General features: G+C 61.7%; 12 protein-coding genes. 5 read left to right on the forward strand and 7 right to left on the reverse strand.

The window, feature by feature from the left end:
- The first annotated feature begins 81 nt into the window (after positions 1-81).
- Positions 82-1,731: a thiamine pyrophosphate-binding protein gene (locus tag VSX42_RS05880; protein WP_326503401.1), complete on the forward strand. Its 1,650-nt coding sequence runs from the start codon at positions 82-84 to the stop codon at positions 1,729-1,731.
- Positions 1,732-1,840: 109 nt separating this feature from the next.
- Here VSX42_RS05880 and VSX42_RS05885 read toward each other — a convergent pair whose 3' ends face one another.
- From VSX42_RS05885 to VSX42_RS05900, 4 genes are all read right to left on the reverse strand, one after another.
- Positions 1,841-3,130: an ABC transporter permease gene (locus VSX42_RS05885; protein ID WP_326503402.1), complete on the reverse strand. Its 1,290-nt coding sequence runs from the start codon at positions 3,128-3,130 to the stop codon at positions 1,841-1,843.
- 2 nt (positions 3,131-3,132) lie between these two features.
- Positions 3,133-3,822 (reverse strand): ABC transporter ATP-binding protein, encoded by a 690-nt coding sequence (locus VSX42_RS05890; protein ID WP_326503403.1) that lies wholly within the window; start codon positions 3,820-3,822, stop codon positions 3,133-3,135.
- Between the two features lie 2 nt (positions 3,823-3,824).
- Positions 3,825-5,249 carry an efflux RND transporter periplasmic adaptor subunit gene (locus VSX42_RS05895; protein ID WP_326503404.1) on the reverse strand — a complete coding sequence of 475 codons (1,425 nt, stop codon included), beginning with the start codon at positions 5,247-5,249 and terminating at the stop codon, positions 3,825-3,827.
- A 216-nt stretch (positions 5,250-5,465) separates the two neighbouring features.
- A complete protein-coding gene (locus VSX42_RS05900) occupies positions 5,466-5,771 on the reverse strand; it encodes a hypothetical protein (protein ID WP_326503405.1) in 306 nt (101 codons plus the stop codon).
- Between the two features lie 363 nt (positions 5,772-6,134).
- Here VSX42_RS05900 and VSX42_RS10945 point away from each other — a divergent pair, with 363 nt between their 5' ends.
- Positions 6,135-6,587: a DUF805 domain-containing protein gene (locus VSX42_RS10945; RefSeq protein ID WP_418950778.1), complete on the forward strand. Its 453-nt coding sequence runs from the start codon at positions 6,135-6,137 to the stop codon at positions 6,585-6,587.
- 255 nt (positions 6,588-6,842) lie between these two features.
- On the opposite strand, the gene VSX42_RS05905 is transcribed toward VSX42_RS10945, so the two are convergent.
- Entirely contained in the window at positions 6,843-7,331 is a 489-nt protein-coding gene (locus VSX42_RS05905; RefSeq protein ID WP_326503406.1) for a hypothetical protein, read from the reverse strand.
- Between the two features lie 37 nt (positions 7,332-7,368).
- On the reverse strand, positions 7,369-8,607 hold the full coding sequence (locus VSX42_RS05910; RefSeq protein WP_326503407.1) for an MFS transporter: 1,239 nt from the start codon (positions 8,605-8,607) through the stop codon (positions 7,369-7,371).
- A gap of 132 nt (positions 8,608-8,739) precedes the next feature.
- Between VSX42_RS05910 and VSX42_RS05915 the strand changes: the two genes are divergently transcribed.
- Complete coding sequence (locus tag VSX42_RS05915) at positions 8,740-9,501, forward strand: 5-oxoprolinase subunit PxpA (protein WP_326503408.1); 762 nt, start codon at positions 8,740-8,742, stop codon at positions 9,499-9,501.
- Positions 9,502-9,596: 95 nt separating this feature from the next.
- Here VSX42_RS05915 and VSX42_RS05920 read toward each other — a convergent pair whose 3' ends face one another.
- Positions 9,597-10,133 (reverse strand): DUF559 domain-containing protein, encoded by a 537-nt coding sequence (locus VSX42_RS05920; RefSeq protein WP_326503409.1) that lies wholly within the window; start codon positions 10,131-10,133, stop codon positions 9,597-9,599.
- Between the two features lie 803 nt (positions 10,134-10,936).
- Here VSX42_RS05920 and VSX42_RS05925 point away from each other — a divergent pair.
- Together VSX42_RS05925 and VSX42_RS05930 are read left to right on the forward strand one after the other, a co-directional pair.
- Positions 10,937-12,673, forward strand: coding sequence for an urea amidolyase family protein (locus VSX42_RS05925; RefSeq protein ID WP_326503410.1), 1,737 nt, complete (start codon positions 10,937-10,939; stop codon positions 12,671-12,673).
- Between the two features lie 8 nt (positions 12,674-12,681).
- Complete coding sequence (locus VSX42_RS05930) at positions 12,682-14,487, forward strand: acetyl/propionyl/methylcrotonyl-CoA carboxylase subunit alpha (protein WP_326503411.1); 1,806 nt, start codon at positions 12,682-12,684, stop codon at positions 14,485-14,487.
- Positions 14,488-14,810: the final 323 nt, after the last annotated feature.

Genomic DNA, 14,810 nt, shown 5'->3' on the forward strand with positions numbered 1-14,810 from the left:
AGGAGCGAAAATCCCGCATATCTATACATTCACCCCGTATGCTAAAGCGGAAGCCCGCACCCGCGCCCATGAAAGGCCACCATGACCCACCCTTCACTCCCCGACCGTTCCGGTGAAACCACTGAGCCCCGCCGCAACGCCGGCTACGCCATTCTGGCAACCCTGCGCAGCTACGGTATCGACACCGTTTTCGGCATTCCCGGCACCCACAACCTCGAGTTCTACCGCCACCTCGAAGAGCTCGACATCCACCCCGTCACCACCCGCCACGAGCAGGGTGCCTCTTACGGCGCGGACGGCTGGTCGCTGACCCGCGGCCTGCCCGGCGTCGTCATCACTACCTCGGGCCCCGGCCTGCTCAACTCCCTATCGGGTGCCGCCACAGCCTACGCCGAGTCACGCCCCATGATTATCCTCTCCCCCGGTCGCCCTGTGGGCCACGAATTCCGTGACATCGGTGCCCTGCACGAGACCAAGAACCCCACCGGTGCCGTCAACTCCATCGTCGAGTTCTCCCGCCGCGTAAATTCCGCCGAAGAAGCCGTGGACATCATCCACAACGCCTTCCGCTCCTTCGCCCACAACCGTCCGCGCCCCATCCACATCGAGGTGCCCCTCGACGTGCTCGAACGCGAGGTTGAGCTTGACCCCGCTATCCTGCAGGCCCGCCCCCTGGGCAAGCCCCAGCCTGCACCAGCTGACGACGTACGCGAGGCAGCCCGTATGCTGGCCGAAGCGAAGAAACCCATCATCGTCGCAGGTGGCGGTTCCATCGGCGCGGCAGCCGACCTGCTCCGCCTGGCTGAAACTCTTGAAGCCCCCGTCATTACCTCGGTCAACGGCAAGGGCGCCATCCCCGAAAAGCACCGCCTCTCCCTCGGCGCAGACCTGCGTCTGAGCGCCGCCCACGCTTTCTGCCGCGAGGCTGACGCCATGCTCATTATCGGCTCCAAGATCGGTGAAGCGGAGCTCTGGGACGGTGACATCCACCCCGCAGGCCCCGTCATTCGCATAGATATTACGCGCGACCAGATGCTGACCAACATCACCCCCGATATCGAGCTACCCGGCAACTCCAAGGCCGTCATTCCGCAGCTTCTGGACGCCCTCGCCGAGCTTGGTCTGGCCCCCGGCTCCCGTGAGCCCCGCGACCTGCAAAGCATCTTCGACGCTCTCGACAACGAGGGGCGGGCTATCGCGCCTGAGCTGGCAGAACTCAACGAGAAGATTATGGAGATTCTGCCCGAAGACACTATCATCGCCGGTGACTCCTCCCAGGTCACCTACATGGGCACCACCACCTTCTACCGGGCAGCCCGCCCCAACTCCCTGCTCTACATGGCCACCTACGCCACCTTGGGTTACGGTCTGCCCGCCGCTATCGGTGCCAAGGTAGCTGCGCCCGAGCGTCCGGTGGTCTGTCTGCTCGGCGACGGCGCCCTTATGTTCGCCATCCAGGAGCTCATGACCGCTGTTGAGCAGCAGCTCGACCTACCTATCATCTGCGTGGAGAACGGCGGCTACGGCGAGATTCGCCAGAACGAGCGCGACCGCGGCATCGCCCCCGTGGCCGTTGATCTGGTACAGCCCGACTGGGTCAAACTGGCCGAGGGCTTCGGCGCCACCGGCTTCTCAGCCACCATGGACACCCTGGCCGAGACCGTCCAGCAGGCCCTGGCGACCCGCGGCCCCTCGGTCGTGCACCTGAAGATTGGTGAGACCCTGCGCTAGGCGCAGCTAGCACACAGAGATAAGGACGCCGCCTCCCACTCCCCTGCTTCAGGGCAGGAAGGTGGGGGCGGCGTCCTTGTTTTTACTCTCTTCCCCGATGATAGGTGAACTACTCGTAGCGCAGGGCGTCGATGGGGTCGAGCTTGGCTGCCTTGTTGGCCGGGTAGTAGCCGAAGAAGAGGCCGATCGCCAGGGAGAAACCCAGGGCTAGGAGAACGGCGCTGAGCGGCGGGAAGACGAATGTGCCCAGCATGTTGGCACCCACCATGCCCAGGCCACCGCCGATGAGAACACCGAGAATACCGCCGACCAGGCAGACCATCATAGCCTCAACCACGAACTGTAGGCGGATTGCCCCTCGCGTTGCACCCAGGGCCTTGCGGATGCCGATTTCGCGGGTGCGTTCGGTGACGGTCACGAGCATAATATTCATGACGCCAATGCCGCCCACCAGCAGCGAGATACCGGCGATAGCCGAGATGGCCGCGCTGATGCCGTCCAGAACCGCGTTGAACTGCTCGGTCATGGCCGAGAAGTCCTGGATTTCGGCCATGAACTGGTCGTCGCTGCGGTACATGCTGGTCAGGTGGGCCTGGAGCAGGGCCTTGACCTGACCCAGATCCTTGCCTTCAGCCGGGCGCACGGTGATGCTGTTCCAGCCGTCGCTGTTATAGGAGTTGAAGTCGGGTTCCAGCGAAACCGGTAGGTAGACTGTGCCCGGACCTGTGTAGGCGAAGATGCCGCTGCCCACAGACTCGGTTTGATAGACCCCGACCACCATAAGGCTTCGCGAGGTCATGCCAAACTGCGCATCAATTTCGCTTCCCACTGCCGTCTGGGGGTCGCCAAAGAGCTGATAAGCCTGGTCAGTTGAAAGCAGGATGACCGGTCGTTTGGCGTCCATGTCGGCTTGCGTCAGAGAACGCCCCGCCACCAGGCTGACCGGGTTGAGCTCCAGATAGTCCATATTGACGAACTGGGCACTGGCGTAAGGAGCCTCGCTCCCACCAGCGCTGAGGTCTACGCTGGTGTAAGAGCTTGCCCCGAGGGGAATACCCGCGATGTTATCGCCCAGGGCCTCTTTGAGGCGGGCGATGTCGTGCTCATCGAACTTAGACTCAGCTGCGGGCTCAATGTATTCGCCGTTCGGCATGCCCCTCGGGCCGGAGGTCAAACCAGCTTCTTCCTGCTCCTCGGTGGGGCGCTGCACCACGTTCACCATCAGGTCGTTGGCCCCTGAGCTCATGATCGACTCTGAAGCCTGGGTTTTTAGCGAATGCCCCAGCGTCAAAATCGTAATGACCGAAGCGATACCCACGATGATGCCGAGCAGAGTGAGGAAGGAGCGCATCTTGTTGTTGCGCAGGCTCCCCAGGGCTAGGGAGATTGATTCACGCACGTTCATTGCGAGACCTCCTCTGTAATCCGACCGTCGACCATGGTGACGATGCGGTCGGTCTCAGCCGCCAGCTCAGGGTTGTGGGTAATGAAGACGATGGTCTTGCCTTGCTCGCGGTTGAGCTCGTGGAAGAGGTCCATGACCATGCGCCCAGTTTGAGAGTCTAGGGCACCGGTGGGTTCATCTGCCAGGAGCAGGGGCGGGTCGTTGGCCAGGGCTCGGGCGATAGCGACACGCTGCTTCTGGCCGCCGGAGAGAGCCGCGGAGCTGTGGTTCATACGGTCGGCCATGCCCATCTGCTCTAGCAGGTGGGCGGCTCGTTCTCGACGGTCACGGGGGTTCATGCCAGCGTACATCATGGGCATCTCCACGTTCTTGATGGCAGAAATACGGCCCACCAGGTTGAAGCTCTGGAAGATGAACCCGATGTTCTGGCTACGATAGTAGGCCAGTTCATCATCGCTGAGCGAGGGTATGTTCTCACCCGCGAAGGTGTAGTAGCCGTAGGTGGCCCGGTCAAGCAGGCCGATGATGTTCATCAGCGTGGTTTTACCCGAGCCGGACTGGCCGACCACCGACACAAACTCACCGCGATCGACGTGAAAGTCAACGCCGGGGAGTACCGTAATGGCACTGGGCGTGCCCGCGTTGAAGGTTTTAACGATGCCTTGCATATCGAGCAGGGTGCTCATGTCTACCACCCGAAGCTGGTGCCGGCATCGAGGGTGACGGTTTCACCCACGCGGTAGCGGTAGGCCTCGCCGTAGGTAAGCACCATGTCACCAGAGACTACGTCACCGCCGGTGATAGCGATGTCGAATTCGTTGGCCAGGCCGGTTTCAACGGAGCGCTCTTCGAGGGTGAAGGAGCCATCATCGTTGGGCGCAGCTACTACGACGCTCTCGCTCCCCAGGTCGTTGGTGTAGACCGCGTCGAGGGGTACAGCCAGGGAGCTCTCTTCTTCAGCAGTGATAATGCTGGCCTTGACGGAAGAGCCCAGGTAGAGGCCATCACGATTGCCGGTTACCTCGATGGTGACGGTAAAGGTAGGCGAGCTGCCTGCTGCCATACCTGCGGCAGCGGCTTCAGTATTGGCCTGCTGGGCTGAGTCAGCGATGGACGCAACCGAGGTGACGGTACCCGAGTACTCCTTGGTGCCGGTTGCCCCGGCGGTAAAGGTGACGCGGTTGCCTTCCTTAATGGTGGCAACGTCAGCCTCGCGGACGCTGGTGGTGATGGTGAGCTTGGAATCGTCGCCGATGGTCACGACGGGGCCGGTTGCCGGCGCACCGGGCTTAGCAACGCTCATGACCACGCCGTTGATGGGTGAGGTGAGGGTGGCCGAAGTGAGGTCGCCCTGCAGAGCGCCGAGGGTCTGATCGCGGGCAGTTTCTGCGCTGGCCAGGGCGGTGCGGGCACTGTTGAGTTCGGTTTCGAGGGCGGCAAGCTGAGTGTTGGCGGAGTTGCGGGCGGTGGTGACGCCGGTGTCTGCGTCCGCCTTTGCCCCGTTTGCCAAGCGTAGGGCCGACTCAGCAGCTGCGACTTCGGCATTGATCATCGTGAGGTCTTCGCCGGAGGCTGCGGCCTGGTCGCGCATCTGGTACTTGGCGTTCAGATCGGTGGCTGCCAGGGATGCCTGTTCGTTGGCGGAGCGCTGGGTGGCGAGGGCTGCCAGAATTTCAGGGTTGGTGCCGTTAGCGATTCCCTGGTTGTACTGGTCATAGGCGGTTTGTGCTGCGGTCAGGGCGCCCTGGGCGCTGGTGACGGCCCCGTCGAGCTGGGTGCGCTGGGTGTCGAGATCACCCTGCAGGGTGGAGGTGTCGATGGTGGCTAGGGTCTGGCCGAGCTCAACCCGGTCGCCTACTTCTACCTCAACGGAGCTAATGGGGCTTGTCAGGTGGGTGGTAATGGAGCGGACCTCACCGGGGGCGATAGTGCCGTCCACCCGCACCTTGTTGCTGACGCCTTCGTCACTCAGAATCAGGTAGTCGGTGGAGGGAATGGAGTTCTGGGCGGTGTTGCTACCGCCGAAGATGCTGCCTACGAATAGCGCACCGATGGCGATGAGGGCGATGATGCCTATAGCGAGGCCGATGAGCACCTTGGTGAGGGTGCTCATTTTCTTTTTGGCAGGCGGACGCCGGTGCGCAGCTTCCGGTGCAGGGGACGGGGGTGTGGGGGGTGTGCTCATGGTGCTGGCCCTTCACTAGCAGAGATAAATGTGGTGCAGTTCTCTTTTAGTGTAGGTGCTAACCTGCCCAGACAACACCCGATTGATGCCTAAAAATCAACAAATCATACCCGGGTATGAGGAGGAGCGCCGCGAGCTCATCCTCTAGGCGAAGCCACTTCCCACCCACATGATGAAGGCTAAGGCGAGAAATAAGAATAGTGGGGCGGCAACGATAATCAGCACCCCCAAGATCAGGGCGATGATTGCAGTGATTTTCTCTCGGCCCTTCACGAATAGAGCCCCTATTCCCAGCCCCATGGCGCCGAGCCAGGTAAACCCTGTGGGTAGGACGATGTTGAGTTCCCAGCCGAAAAAGAAAAAGTTGGCGAGCCCTAGGCAGGCCATAAGTAGCATCATGACCAGGGAGATTGTGCCGTAGGGGTTGAGCTTTTTGCTCTCGCGGGGCATATGCGCCCCCGGCGGTGGGTACATAAGGGGCTGGCCCGGATGAGGCGGGCGAGCTGGGGCTGGAGGTAGTGGGTAGAGCGGACGTTCGGGGTGCTGGAAGGTATTGTTCATGGCACCAGTATGGGAAAAAATTTCCACCCCCACTAGGTCTTTTAGAAATCTGTGGATAACTCCGGGGCGCCCGGCAGGTTTATGACCGAGCATTGCGAGAGTTATCCACAGACGCGCCGACTAAACATGCTTCCTAGGGGCTCTATGTAGAATGTGGTATACGGACTAACAAGGAGGTTTTCCGTGACCCTATCGATTTCCTCTTCCCCTGAACCTATCCCAGGGGCGAGCCCCCTTCTAGCAACACGTCGCATGTTTGCCAAGACCTTTACCTACGCGGGGCGGGCATCTCGGAGTGAGTTCTGGTGGCCCAATATGCTTGCCTTGGGCACACTGATGGCTTGCGATATTACAGCACGACGTTACGACCGCGCCCGAAACCCTGGCTCCTACACAAGCCCCCACAATAAGGACGCCTTCTGGCCTTTCCCCGATCGAGCGGCTCCCGGCGAACCCGAGACACAAGAAGAACAGGTAGCACGCAAACAACGTTTCAACAGAGCTGAGATGACTTCCTTGGCTTTTAGTGCCCCTGCACTTGTAGTGCTCGGAGTTCCTACGTTGTCACTTTCAGTTCGACGTCTCCACGATGCTAATTTGTCAGGGCATTGGATGTGGGTCCATGCATTCCCTTTTGTAGGTTCCCTCGCGGCCTTCGCCCTCTCAGCCCTACCCAGCAACCCCAAGGGGGAGAGGTTCGACTAGAGCAAATGATTTTAACGAGAGAAAGCGAGCCGACCGGCTCGCTTTTCTCAAACACACACATTTCTCGCATCCCTCACGGGCGGCTACCTTTTCGAGAATGAAACACACTTTTCTCTGAAGGATTCTCACGAATCTTGAGCTTTCCGGTTGTCTCTCCTTGAGCTCTTGATATAAGTATGGCAACCCAGTCTGTGCAGAAGACCAGCAGAACCTGTGCGTTAGCTATGTTCCCACAAAACCCATCGCGACTAGGCACTATGCGAAGAAAGACTTCCCCTTCTGCGCCTGTGAAGCCTCAAGAATAGCCGCCTGCTGCTCCGGAGTATAGGTAGCATCAACAGTCCGAATGGCCTCACCCAGGTCGTAGGCGTCCTGCTCGGCCAGTAGCTGGGCTGAATCAGCCAGCACATCAGCTACACGGGCCTTCAGGTCAGCCACACTCGCCAAGCCGTCCTCCTGCAGCACCAGCTGCTCACCGGCGTCCGCACCGGTCTCAGAACCCGGCTCCGCGGCGTCCTCAAGCTCAAAGAGAGCAAAACCGTAGCGGCGCTCGTCCCCGATATAAAAAATGTGGAGGAGCAGGGTAAAGACGCGGCCAGTCAGATCGATGTAGGTCTTCTCAAGTTCGGCAGTCTCCAGCCACAGGCCGTCAACCTCAGCCGGGGCGTCGTACTCGAAGTCGTAGCCGAAGTCGGTAGCCAGGGCGTGGGCCAGCGGGCCAATGCCGTAGTCGGGGCGAGCCATAGGGGTTCCTTAGGGTAGTAGGACGGACGCCGGGCGGCTAGTCCATATCGCGGCCGGCGGTTTCGGGTACCGCGGCGCGCGTGAAGGTAATCAGGCCGACGCCGATGACGGCGAAGACCGCAAAGGTCATGCCCAGACCGAGGGCTGCCACCATCTGCGGGAAGAAGAGGGAGACCGTAAAGTTAGCGATCCAGGAGACAAAAGTAGCCACACCCATACCGGCGCCGCGCACGCGGGCGGGGAAGACTTCGCTCATGAGCACCCAGGTCACCGGCGATACGGCGCCCTGCTGGAAGACCAAGAAAATAATAGAGATCAAGAGGGTGGCCCAGGGGCGGGCGGAGGCGTCCAGCACCTGCGAGGTCACGGCCAGCATAGCCAGGGAGAAGGTGGTGCCTACCAGGCCGATAGTCAGCACCAGGCGGCGGGGGAAGCGTCCTACAAACCAGAGACCCACGGCGGCGCCCAGCACCGACAGCACACCGTTGGAGATATTGGCGGTCAGGGCAGCATCGGTGGAAAAACCCGCCTCGCGCAGCACCTGGGTACCGTAGTACATGAGGGCGTTGACACCGGTCGCCTGCTGCACAATACCAATAGCCGCAGCCAGCAGCAGGGTAGTGCGCAGGGCCGGATCGCGCCAGAGCAGCTTCAGGGCACCGCGCTCGGCGGCAGCTTCCCGCTTGTAGCCCGGCGACTCGGGCACCAGGAACATACCCACAAAAAGCACCAGCGCAGGAATGATCGAGATAGCGAACATAACCCGCCAAATCATCACCTGATGAGCAAAAATATTGCCAATCATCGCATTGACCACGTAGGCGGTGAGCTGGCCGAAAACGATCATGAACTGGTTGCGGGTGACAATCGCACCGCGGCGGTTAGCGGGGGAAATCTCGGCCAGATAAATCGGCACAACCGCTGAGGCGGCGCCGACCGCCAGGCCCACCAGCACACGGAAGACAATAAAAATGCCCAGGTTGGGGGCCGCTGTAAGGCCCAGGGAGCTGGCTGCAAAAACCAAAGCCAACACGAAGAGCACGCGACGGCGTCCGAACCGGTCAATCAGCTGCCCGGCAAGGAGCGCGCCAAAGGCGGCCCCCAGGGTCAGCGCGGACGTGGCCACCCCCTCTGCCGCAGGCGACAGCGTAAAGTCCTGCTGGAGGAAGGGCAGGGCACCGTTGATAATTCCGGTGTCATATCCGAAGAGAAAACCACCCACCGAAATAATCCAGGTGTAGAGGGTGACCCGGCGGGGGTCGCTAGCGTGTGTCATGTGCACTCCTTTGTAGACCTCAGCAATTCTAGCCCTCTTACCCCGCCCTGGGAACATGCTCGCGCAGGTGCGGCGGACATCCACACCCCCAGCAGGTACGCCCGGCAGGGGCGGCAGCGGTAGGCTAGTGCCATGAGCACCCTTCGTATTGATGTAAATTCTGATTCTGGGGAGTCTTTTGGCTCCTGGACCATGGGCGACGACGCTGCGATGATGCAGACCGTCTCTTCAGCCAATATCGCGTGCGGTTTTCACGCCGGTGACCCCTCGGTTGCGCGTGTTACCGTGCGGGCAGCGCGGGAGAACGGCGTGACGATTGGAGCCCACGTTTCTTACCCCGACCTGACTGGTTTTGGCCGCCGGTTCATGGATATGACCGCCACCGAACTCACCGATGCAGTGATTTACCAGGTGGGGGCGCTTGAGGCGGTGGCCCGGGTTGAGGGCACCGAAGTTCGCTACTGCAAGCCCCACGGCGGGCTCTACAACGCCATTGTTCACCACGAGGTGCAGGCTGCTGCCGTGGCCCGTGCCCTGCACGAACTCGGTGATCTGCCGATTCTCTGCCTGCCCAACTCCGCGGTGGCCTGTGAGGCGCAGGCGCTGGGCGTTCCGGTGTTCTATGAGGCTTTTGCCGACCGCGGTTACACCCCCGAAGGCACCCTGGTGTCCCGCCGGGAGGCCGGGGCGGTCATCCACGACCCGCAGGCTGTCGCCGAGCGCGTGGTACGCATGGCGGTGGACCGTGAAGTTGTAGCCGTGGACGGCTCGGTTATTCCCCTACATGCCGATAGCATCTGCGTGCACGGCGACACCCCCGGAGCTGTCGCCATCGCCCAGCAGGTGCGGGCGGCGCTTGAGGACGCCGGGGCGGACGTCCGCGCCTTCGCTTAGGGAGGCGGGGGCGGCGTCCTGCCCCCCACTGCCCTGCCGAATGCGACGTGTTTTCCCGAGCGGGTGTTGCTTTAACGCCCGTTTGGGAATTCAAGTCACATTCGACGACGCGGGCCTTCACAAATTCCAGCCCTCGCCAACTTTGCACGTAGACGCTCAGGGTGCACCACAATGTCCTCCCATAAAGCGCGCACTACGGTATACCCCATGCTCTCTAATTCGTGCTGACGACGGCGCTCGTTCTGAACCACGTCCTCTGCAGCCTCACCAAAAGTACCCGCATACTTGACCTTCCCATCAACTTCTAAAATGACCCGCTCCTTCTCCCACAAAAAGTCAGGTCGCAGAGTTCTTCCACCAACCCATAAAGGCACCTGTTCTGCAGGCGGCGCAAGACCCCACATCAGAATCCAATATCGAGCAACAGTCTCCAGCGGCGACTCTGCCTTCGCACTCATCAAACGAGCCACCTCACGCGCCGTACAAACACCACGACCGCTTAGCTCTCTCAAATGCTGGGCTAAAACCTCATAATCCACCAGTCGGCAATGCAAAAAGTAATCGGCAATGCAGAGGGCATCAATCATCGGAAGCGTCCGCGCGCAATCAATAGCCGTCTGCAGCGGCGACATCACACGGGCTCCCCGGTGGAACACTGCACTGTCGCATTCCTTCTGCCGGTTGCGGCTGACCTGCACCCTCCCCCGAGATTTGACTGAATCGTGCGGATGGCTCACCCATATTTTGTGCGGTAACCGCAGCACAGGGGCACCCCACCAGAGAGCAGCAGACACATGGCTTAACACATACCCCCGATTTGTTTTCATGAAAGCCACATGCCCGGCTAGACACCTATCGGTACTGCTCAGTGATTCCCATAAAGCTGTCTTTATATAGGCATTGTGACCGATTTTAAAGAGCTCTCCCCTGGTGCATTCGCGGCTTACACCGGAAGTGCTCTTACCCAGGTGTCTAAGCTCAACCGAAGTTTTGACAGTCTCAAACAAGTGTTCCATGGGTTAAAAATGCCCTATACAGTACGTCTCTACTAGCCGTTTTCTACCATCTGTGGATAACTTTGAGGCCTAGCTGCGGAGGTTTGCTCAGGGCGAGAAGTATGACGTCAGTGCGTCAAAGTTTTCCACAAAGATAGAGCCGTTGAGCGGCACTTACCCCGGTGCGCACCCCGACAGATGGCTTCATCACCGAATGTGACTCATCTTCCCGAAAGGACGTTTAAACAACACCCGCTCGGGAAAATAAGTCGCATTCGCCAGAGAGAACAGCCACAAGGCGGCGCAGCTTGCGTGGGCGGCGCCACATCTGCCAGAATTGTTGAACAATCCTAGGAGAGGCGGCGTGGGCCGAGTCCCAGTGCGATAACGCACAGCCCACCGCTCCATCTTCACCGCAGAAGCTAGTAGAGAGAGGCGCCATGGCCACCGCACCGATACCCGGCAGGCTCACCACTAACGGGCGCGCAGCCGACATCTACACGGTCAAGCCCTTCGGCCTACTAGCCGTTATGGTTGACTGCCGAACCCTCGAAAACGCCCTGCACCTGCACGGGCACCTGCAGCAAAACCCTGCCGCAGGACAGACCGAACTGGTCCCGGCGGCCCAGACTGTGCTCGTCCGCTTTGCTACTGCCGATCAGGCCGCCGCCTTTCTTGCGGCGCCCAACCTTCCACAGGCATCCGGCGATGTGCGCACGCACGGGCGCACCGTGACCATTCCGGTCGTTTACGATAGCCAGGATCTTGTGGACGTCGCCGCCCACCTGGGTATGAGCGAGCAGGCAGTCATCTACGCCCACACGACCGGCCACTGGTCGGTTGCTTTTGCGGGCTTCGCCCCAGGCTTCTTCTACCTGCACCGGCACGATAATGTGCTGGACGTTCCGCGTCGCCCCACCCCGCGCACCTCGGTTCCTGCCGGGGCGGTTGGTCTGGCCGGTGATTTTTCGGGCATCTACCCGCGTACCTCCCCCGGCGGTTGGCAGCTCATTGGCCGCACGAACGCCCCCCTCTGGGACCTCAGTCAAAATCCGCCCGCCCTGCTTGAGCCCGGTATGCAGGTGCAGTTCGAGGCGGTACGCGAGCTGATTACAACAGGTCAAGCAAGGGTTCAGGACGACCCCACCCACCCCGCCGAGGACGAGCGGGGGCCTGCCCGCCCCGTACTTGAAGTGAAAGTTCCCGGGCTACAGACTCTCTTCCAGGATTCTGGCCGGGCTGGCCTGACCCACTGGGGTGTCTCTCCTTCCGGCCCGGCTGACCGGGAAGCGGCGGCAGAAGCTAACCGTTTGGTCGGTAATTCTGCGGGTGCAACTGTTCTTGAGAACCTGGCTGGCGGGCTGAAAGTAACCGCCCTGGCCGATATTGAGCTGGCCCTGACCGGGGCAGATACCCCGGCTCAGATTACCGAGGACGCCAGCGGGCAGGCCTCTGAACCTGGGCAGGGCGAGGCTCGGGCGACAGGCACTCCTCTGGTCGTTCGCCCCTACATTCCCTTTGCCCTGAAGGCCGGGCAGACCCTAACCCTGGGGGCGCCCACACGCGGTCTGCGCACCTATCTAGCGATGCGCGGAGGGTTTTCCGCTAGAACCGAGGCCGCGAGTGCCTCCCACGACACCCTGGCCGGGCTGGGCCCGAAGCCCCTGGCTCCCGGCGACCGTCTGGTGCGGGCCCGGGCCAGCTCGGCCGTCGTTGCCCACCCGGCGCCCGTCCTGCCGCTGCCGGATCCGGGCGCAGTGCTGGAGGTCCGCGTCCTGCCCGGCCCCCGCGACGACTGGTTTACTCCCGAATCCCTGGGCCGTTTCACTGAAGTGACCTGGGAGGTCTCCCAGTCCAGTGATCGCATTGGGGTCAGGCTCCTGTTGGCAGCTACCCCAGCCGACGCCGACACGAACGCCCAACCTACCGACGTCCTCACCCGGGCCGTGACCCGGGAGCTACCCAGCGAGGGCATGGTGGCCGGGGCAGTCCAGGTGCCGCCGAGCGGTGAGCCCGTGGTCTTCCTGGCCGATCACCCGGTCACCGGCGGCTACCCCGTGATTGCCACGGTGCACCCGGCTGACCTGCGCCTGCTAGCCCAGGCTCCGCCCGGAACCCAGTTAAGATTCACCCTGCTAACCGACACCCAAACCGTCCCTACCCCGACCGAAAAGTGAGCCCCCGCATGCGTAAAGTTCTCGTTGCTAACCGTGGCGAAATTGCCGTCCGTATTATTGGCGCCTGCGCCGCCCAGGGGATCGCGTCGGTGGCGGTCTACGCCGATTCTGACGCCGAGGCCCTGCACACCGCCCTGGCCGATGAGGCCTACGCCCTGGAGGGCACCGGCCCTGCCGAAACCTACCTGGATATTGAGAAAGTACTGGCCATTGCGGTGGCCTCGGGGGCTACCGACGTCCACCCCGGCTACGGTTTTTTGGCAGAGAATGCTGATTTTGCCCGGGCCGTGATGGCCGCCGGGCTGACCTGGATCGGCCCTGCCCCCGAGACCATTGAAGCCCTGGGCGACAAAGTCAAGGCCCGTGAGCTGGCCCAGTCGGTGGGTGCCCCGCTGGCGCCCGGGTCGGACGGTCCCGTAGCCTCCCCCGAGGAGGCTCGCGCCTTTGCCCAGGAGCACGGCCTGCCCTCTATTATCAAGGCCGCCCACGGCGGCGGCGGGCGCGGTATGCGCATCGTGCGGGAGCTGGGCGAGGTTGAGGACGCCTTCGTCTCGGCTTCGCGCGAGGCGGTAGCTGCTTTCGGTAACGGGGAGTGCTTCATTGAGCGCTTCCTAGAGAAGCCCCGCCATGTGGAGGCCCAGGTGGCTGCGGATTCCCACGGGAATGTGGTGGTGGTTGGCACCCGTGACTGCTCCCTGCAGCGTCGTAACCAGAAGCTGGTGGAGGAGGCCCCTGCCCCCTTCCTGACCGCTGATCAGCGGGAGCAGATTGAGAGGTCGTCCGCTGAGATTTTCCGGGCCGCCGGGTATGTGGGTGTGGGTACCGCCGAGTTCATGGTGGCCCTCGACGATACCATTTCCTTCCTAGAAGTCAATACCCGCATTCAGGTAGAGCACCCGGTCACCGAGGAGGTCACCGGCGTTGACCTGGTGGCCCTGCAGCTCGACATTGCGGCGGGCAAGCCCCTGCCCTTTACCGAGACTCCTGAGCCTGTTGGTCATGCCTTTGAGTTCCGTATCAATGCCGAGGACCCGGCCCGGGGCTTCCTGCCTGCTGCCGGCCGCATTGAGTCCATCACTGTACCCTCTGGCCCCGGGATTCGCTGGGATGCCGGGGTGCGCCCCGGTTCGGTGGTCAGCGGCGAGTTCGATTCCATGCTGGCCAAGCTGATTGTCACCGGCCCCACCCGCGAGGTAGCCCTGCACCGGGCCCGCTTCGCCCTGGCCCAGATGGACATCGACGGGGTGGCGACCGTGCTGCCCTTTGACCGGCAGGTGCTTGAGGTCCCGGCCTTTACCGCCGAGAGCAGCGACTTTGGGGTTTATACCACCTGGATTGAGGATGTCTTCCTCCCCTCCCTCGCTCAGGGTGAGGACGCCCCCGCCGAGCTTTCTGGCACCGGGGCTGGGAGCGGGGTGCAGGCGTCCTACCGTCAACCCCTACTGCCGGTGGGTGCCAGTGTATTCCCGGGCACCGGCGTCACCCGCTTCACCCTGGAAATTGATGGCACCCCGCATCGGGTGGGTCTGCCCGATTCGGTGTTTGCTTCATTGGGTTCCGGTGCGGACGCCGCCACCCCCGCCAGCAGGCAGGGGCAGGCAGGTACCGGGCAGGTGCTGGCACCCATGGGTGGGGCCCTGCTTAAGTACACCGTTGCCGTGGGCGATGAGGTAGCCGCCGGGGATCAGGTGGCTCTGCTAGAAGCTATGAAGACCGAGGTACCGGTTCATACTGACTCCACTGGCACAGTCTCTGCCCTGCTGGTGGAGCCGGGTGAGCGGGTGACTGCTGGGCAGTTGCTGGTAGCTTTCTAAGCCTCCTCCATAGTAGAACCTGTGCCCGCCCTCGCCCACAACTCCAGAGCTGGCTGTCTGGGGTTATAAAGCTACGGGTAAGGACGATTATCTGGAGTTCATCGAACTACGCGGTGAGCAGATGATGCGCGATAACAAGGCGCTGAACAATAAGGCGAAAAATGAGATAGCTGCCCCGCTTGATTATGTGGAGCGGAAACGCGCCTCAGCCTAAATCTGCAGAACCTCGTAACTAGAAAGCACCCTCCACGCACGGGTAGCCTTCTAGCCACAGCCTACCCCCATTCCTCATTAAAGAATACGAGGGGAGTAATAAAATAAAA

Origin of the sequence: Rothia nasimurium, from assembly GCF_035916755.1 — a bacterium.
GTDB lineage: Bacteria > Actinomycetota > Actinomycetes > Actinomycetales > Micrococcaceae > Rothia.

Bases quoted from the DNA above. Each gene is read 5' to 3' on its own strand.
- VSX42_RS05880 (WP_326503401.1), top strand. From the start codon at position 82: ATGACCCACCCTTCACTCCCCGACCGTTCCGGTGAAACCACTGAGCCC.
- VSX42_RS05890 (WP_326503403.1), bottom strand. From the start codon at position 3,822: ATGAGCACCCTGCTCGATATGCAAGGCATCGTTAAAACCTTCAACGCG.
- VSX42_RS05895 (WP_326503404.1), bottom strand. From the start codon at position 5,249: ATGAGCACCCTCACCAAGGTGCTCATCGGCCTCGCTATAGGCATCATC.
- VSX42_RS05900 (WP_326503405.1), bottom strand. From the start codon at position 5,771: ATGCCCCGCGAGAGCAAAAAGCTCAACCCCTACGGCACAATCTCCCTG.
- VSX42_RS10945 (WP_418950778.1), top strand. From the start codon at position 6,135: ATGTTTGCCAAGACCTTTACCTACGCGGGGCGGGCATCTCGGAGTGAG.
- VSX42_RS05905 (WP_326503406.1), bottom strand. From the start codon at position 7,331: ATGGCTCGCCCCGACTACGGCATTGGCCCGCTGGCCCACGCCCTGGCT.
- VSX42_RS05910 (WP_326503407.1), bottom strand. From the start codon at position 8,607: ATGACACACGCTAGCGACCCCCGCCGGGTCACCCTCTACACCTGGATT.
- VSX42_RS05915 (WP_326503408.1), top strand. From the start codon at position 8,740: ATGAGCACCCTTCGTATTGATGTAAATTCTGATTCTGGGGAGTCTTTT.
- VSX42_RS05920 (WP_326503409.1), bottom strand. From the start codon at position 10,133: ATGTCGCCGCTGCAGACGGCTATTGATTGCGCGCGGACGCTTCCGATG.
- VSX42_RS05925 (WP_326503410.1), top strand. From the start codon at position 10,937: ATGGCCACCGCACCGATACCCGGCAGGCTCACCACTAACGGGCGCGCA.
- VSX42_RS05930 (WP_326503411.1), top strand. From the start codon at position 12,682: ATGCGTAAAGTTCTCGTTGCTAACCGTGGCGAAATTGCCGTCCGTATT.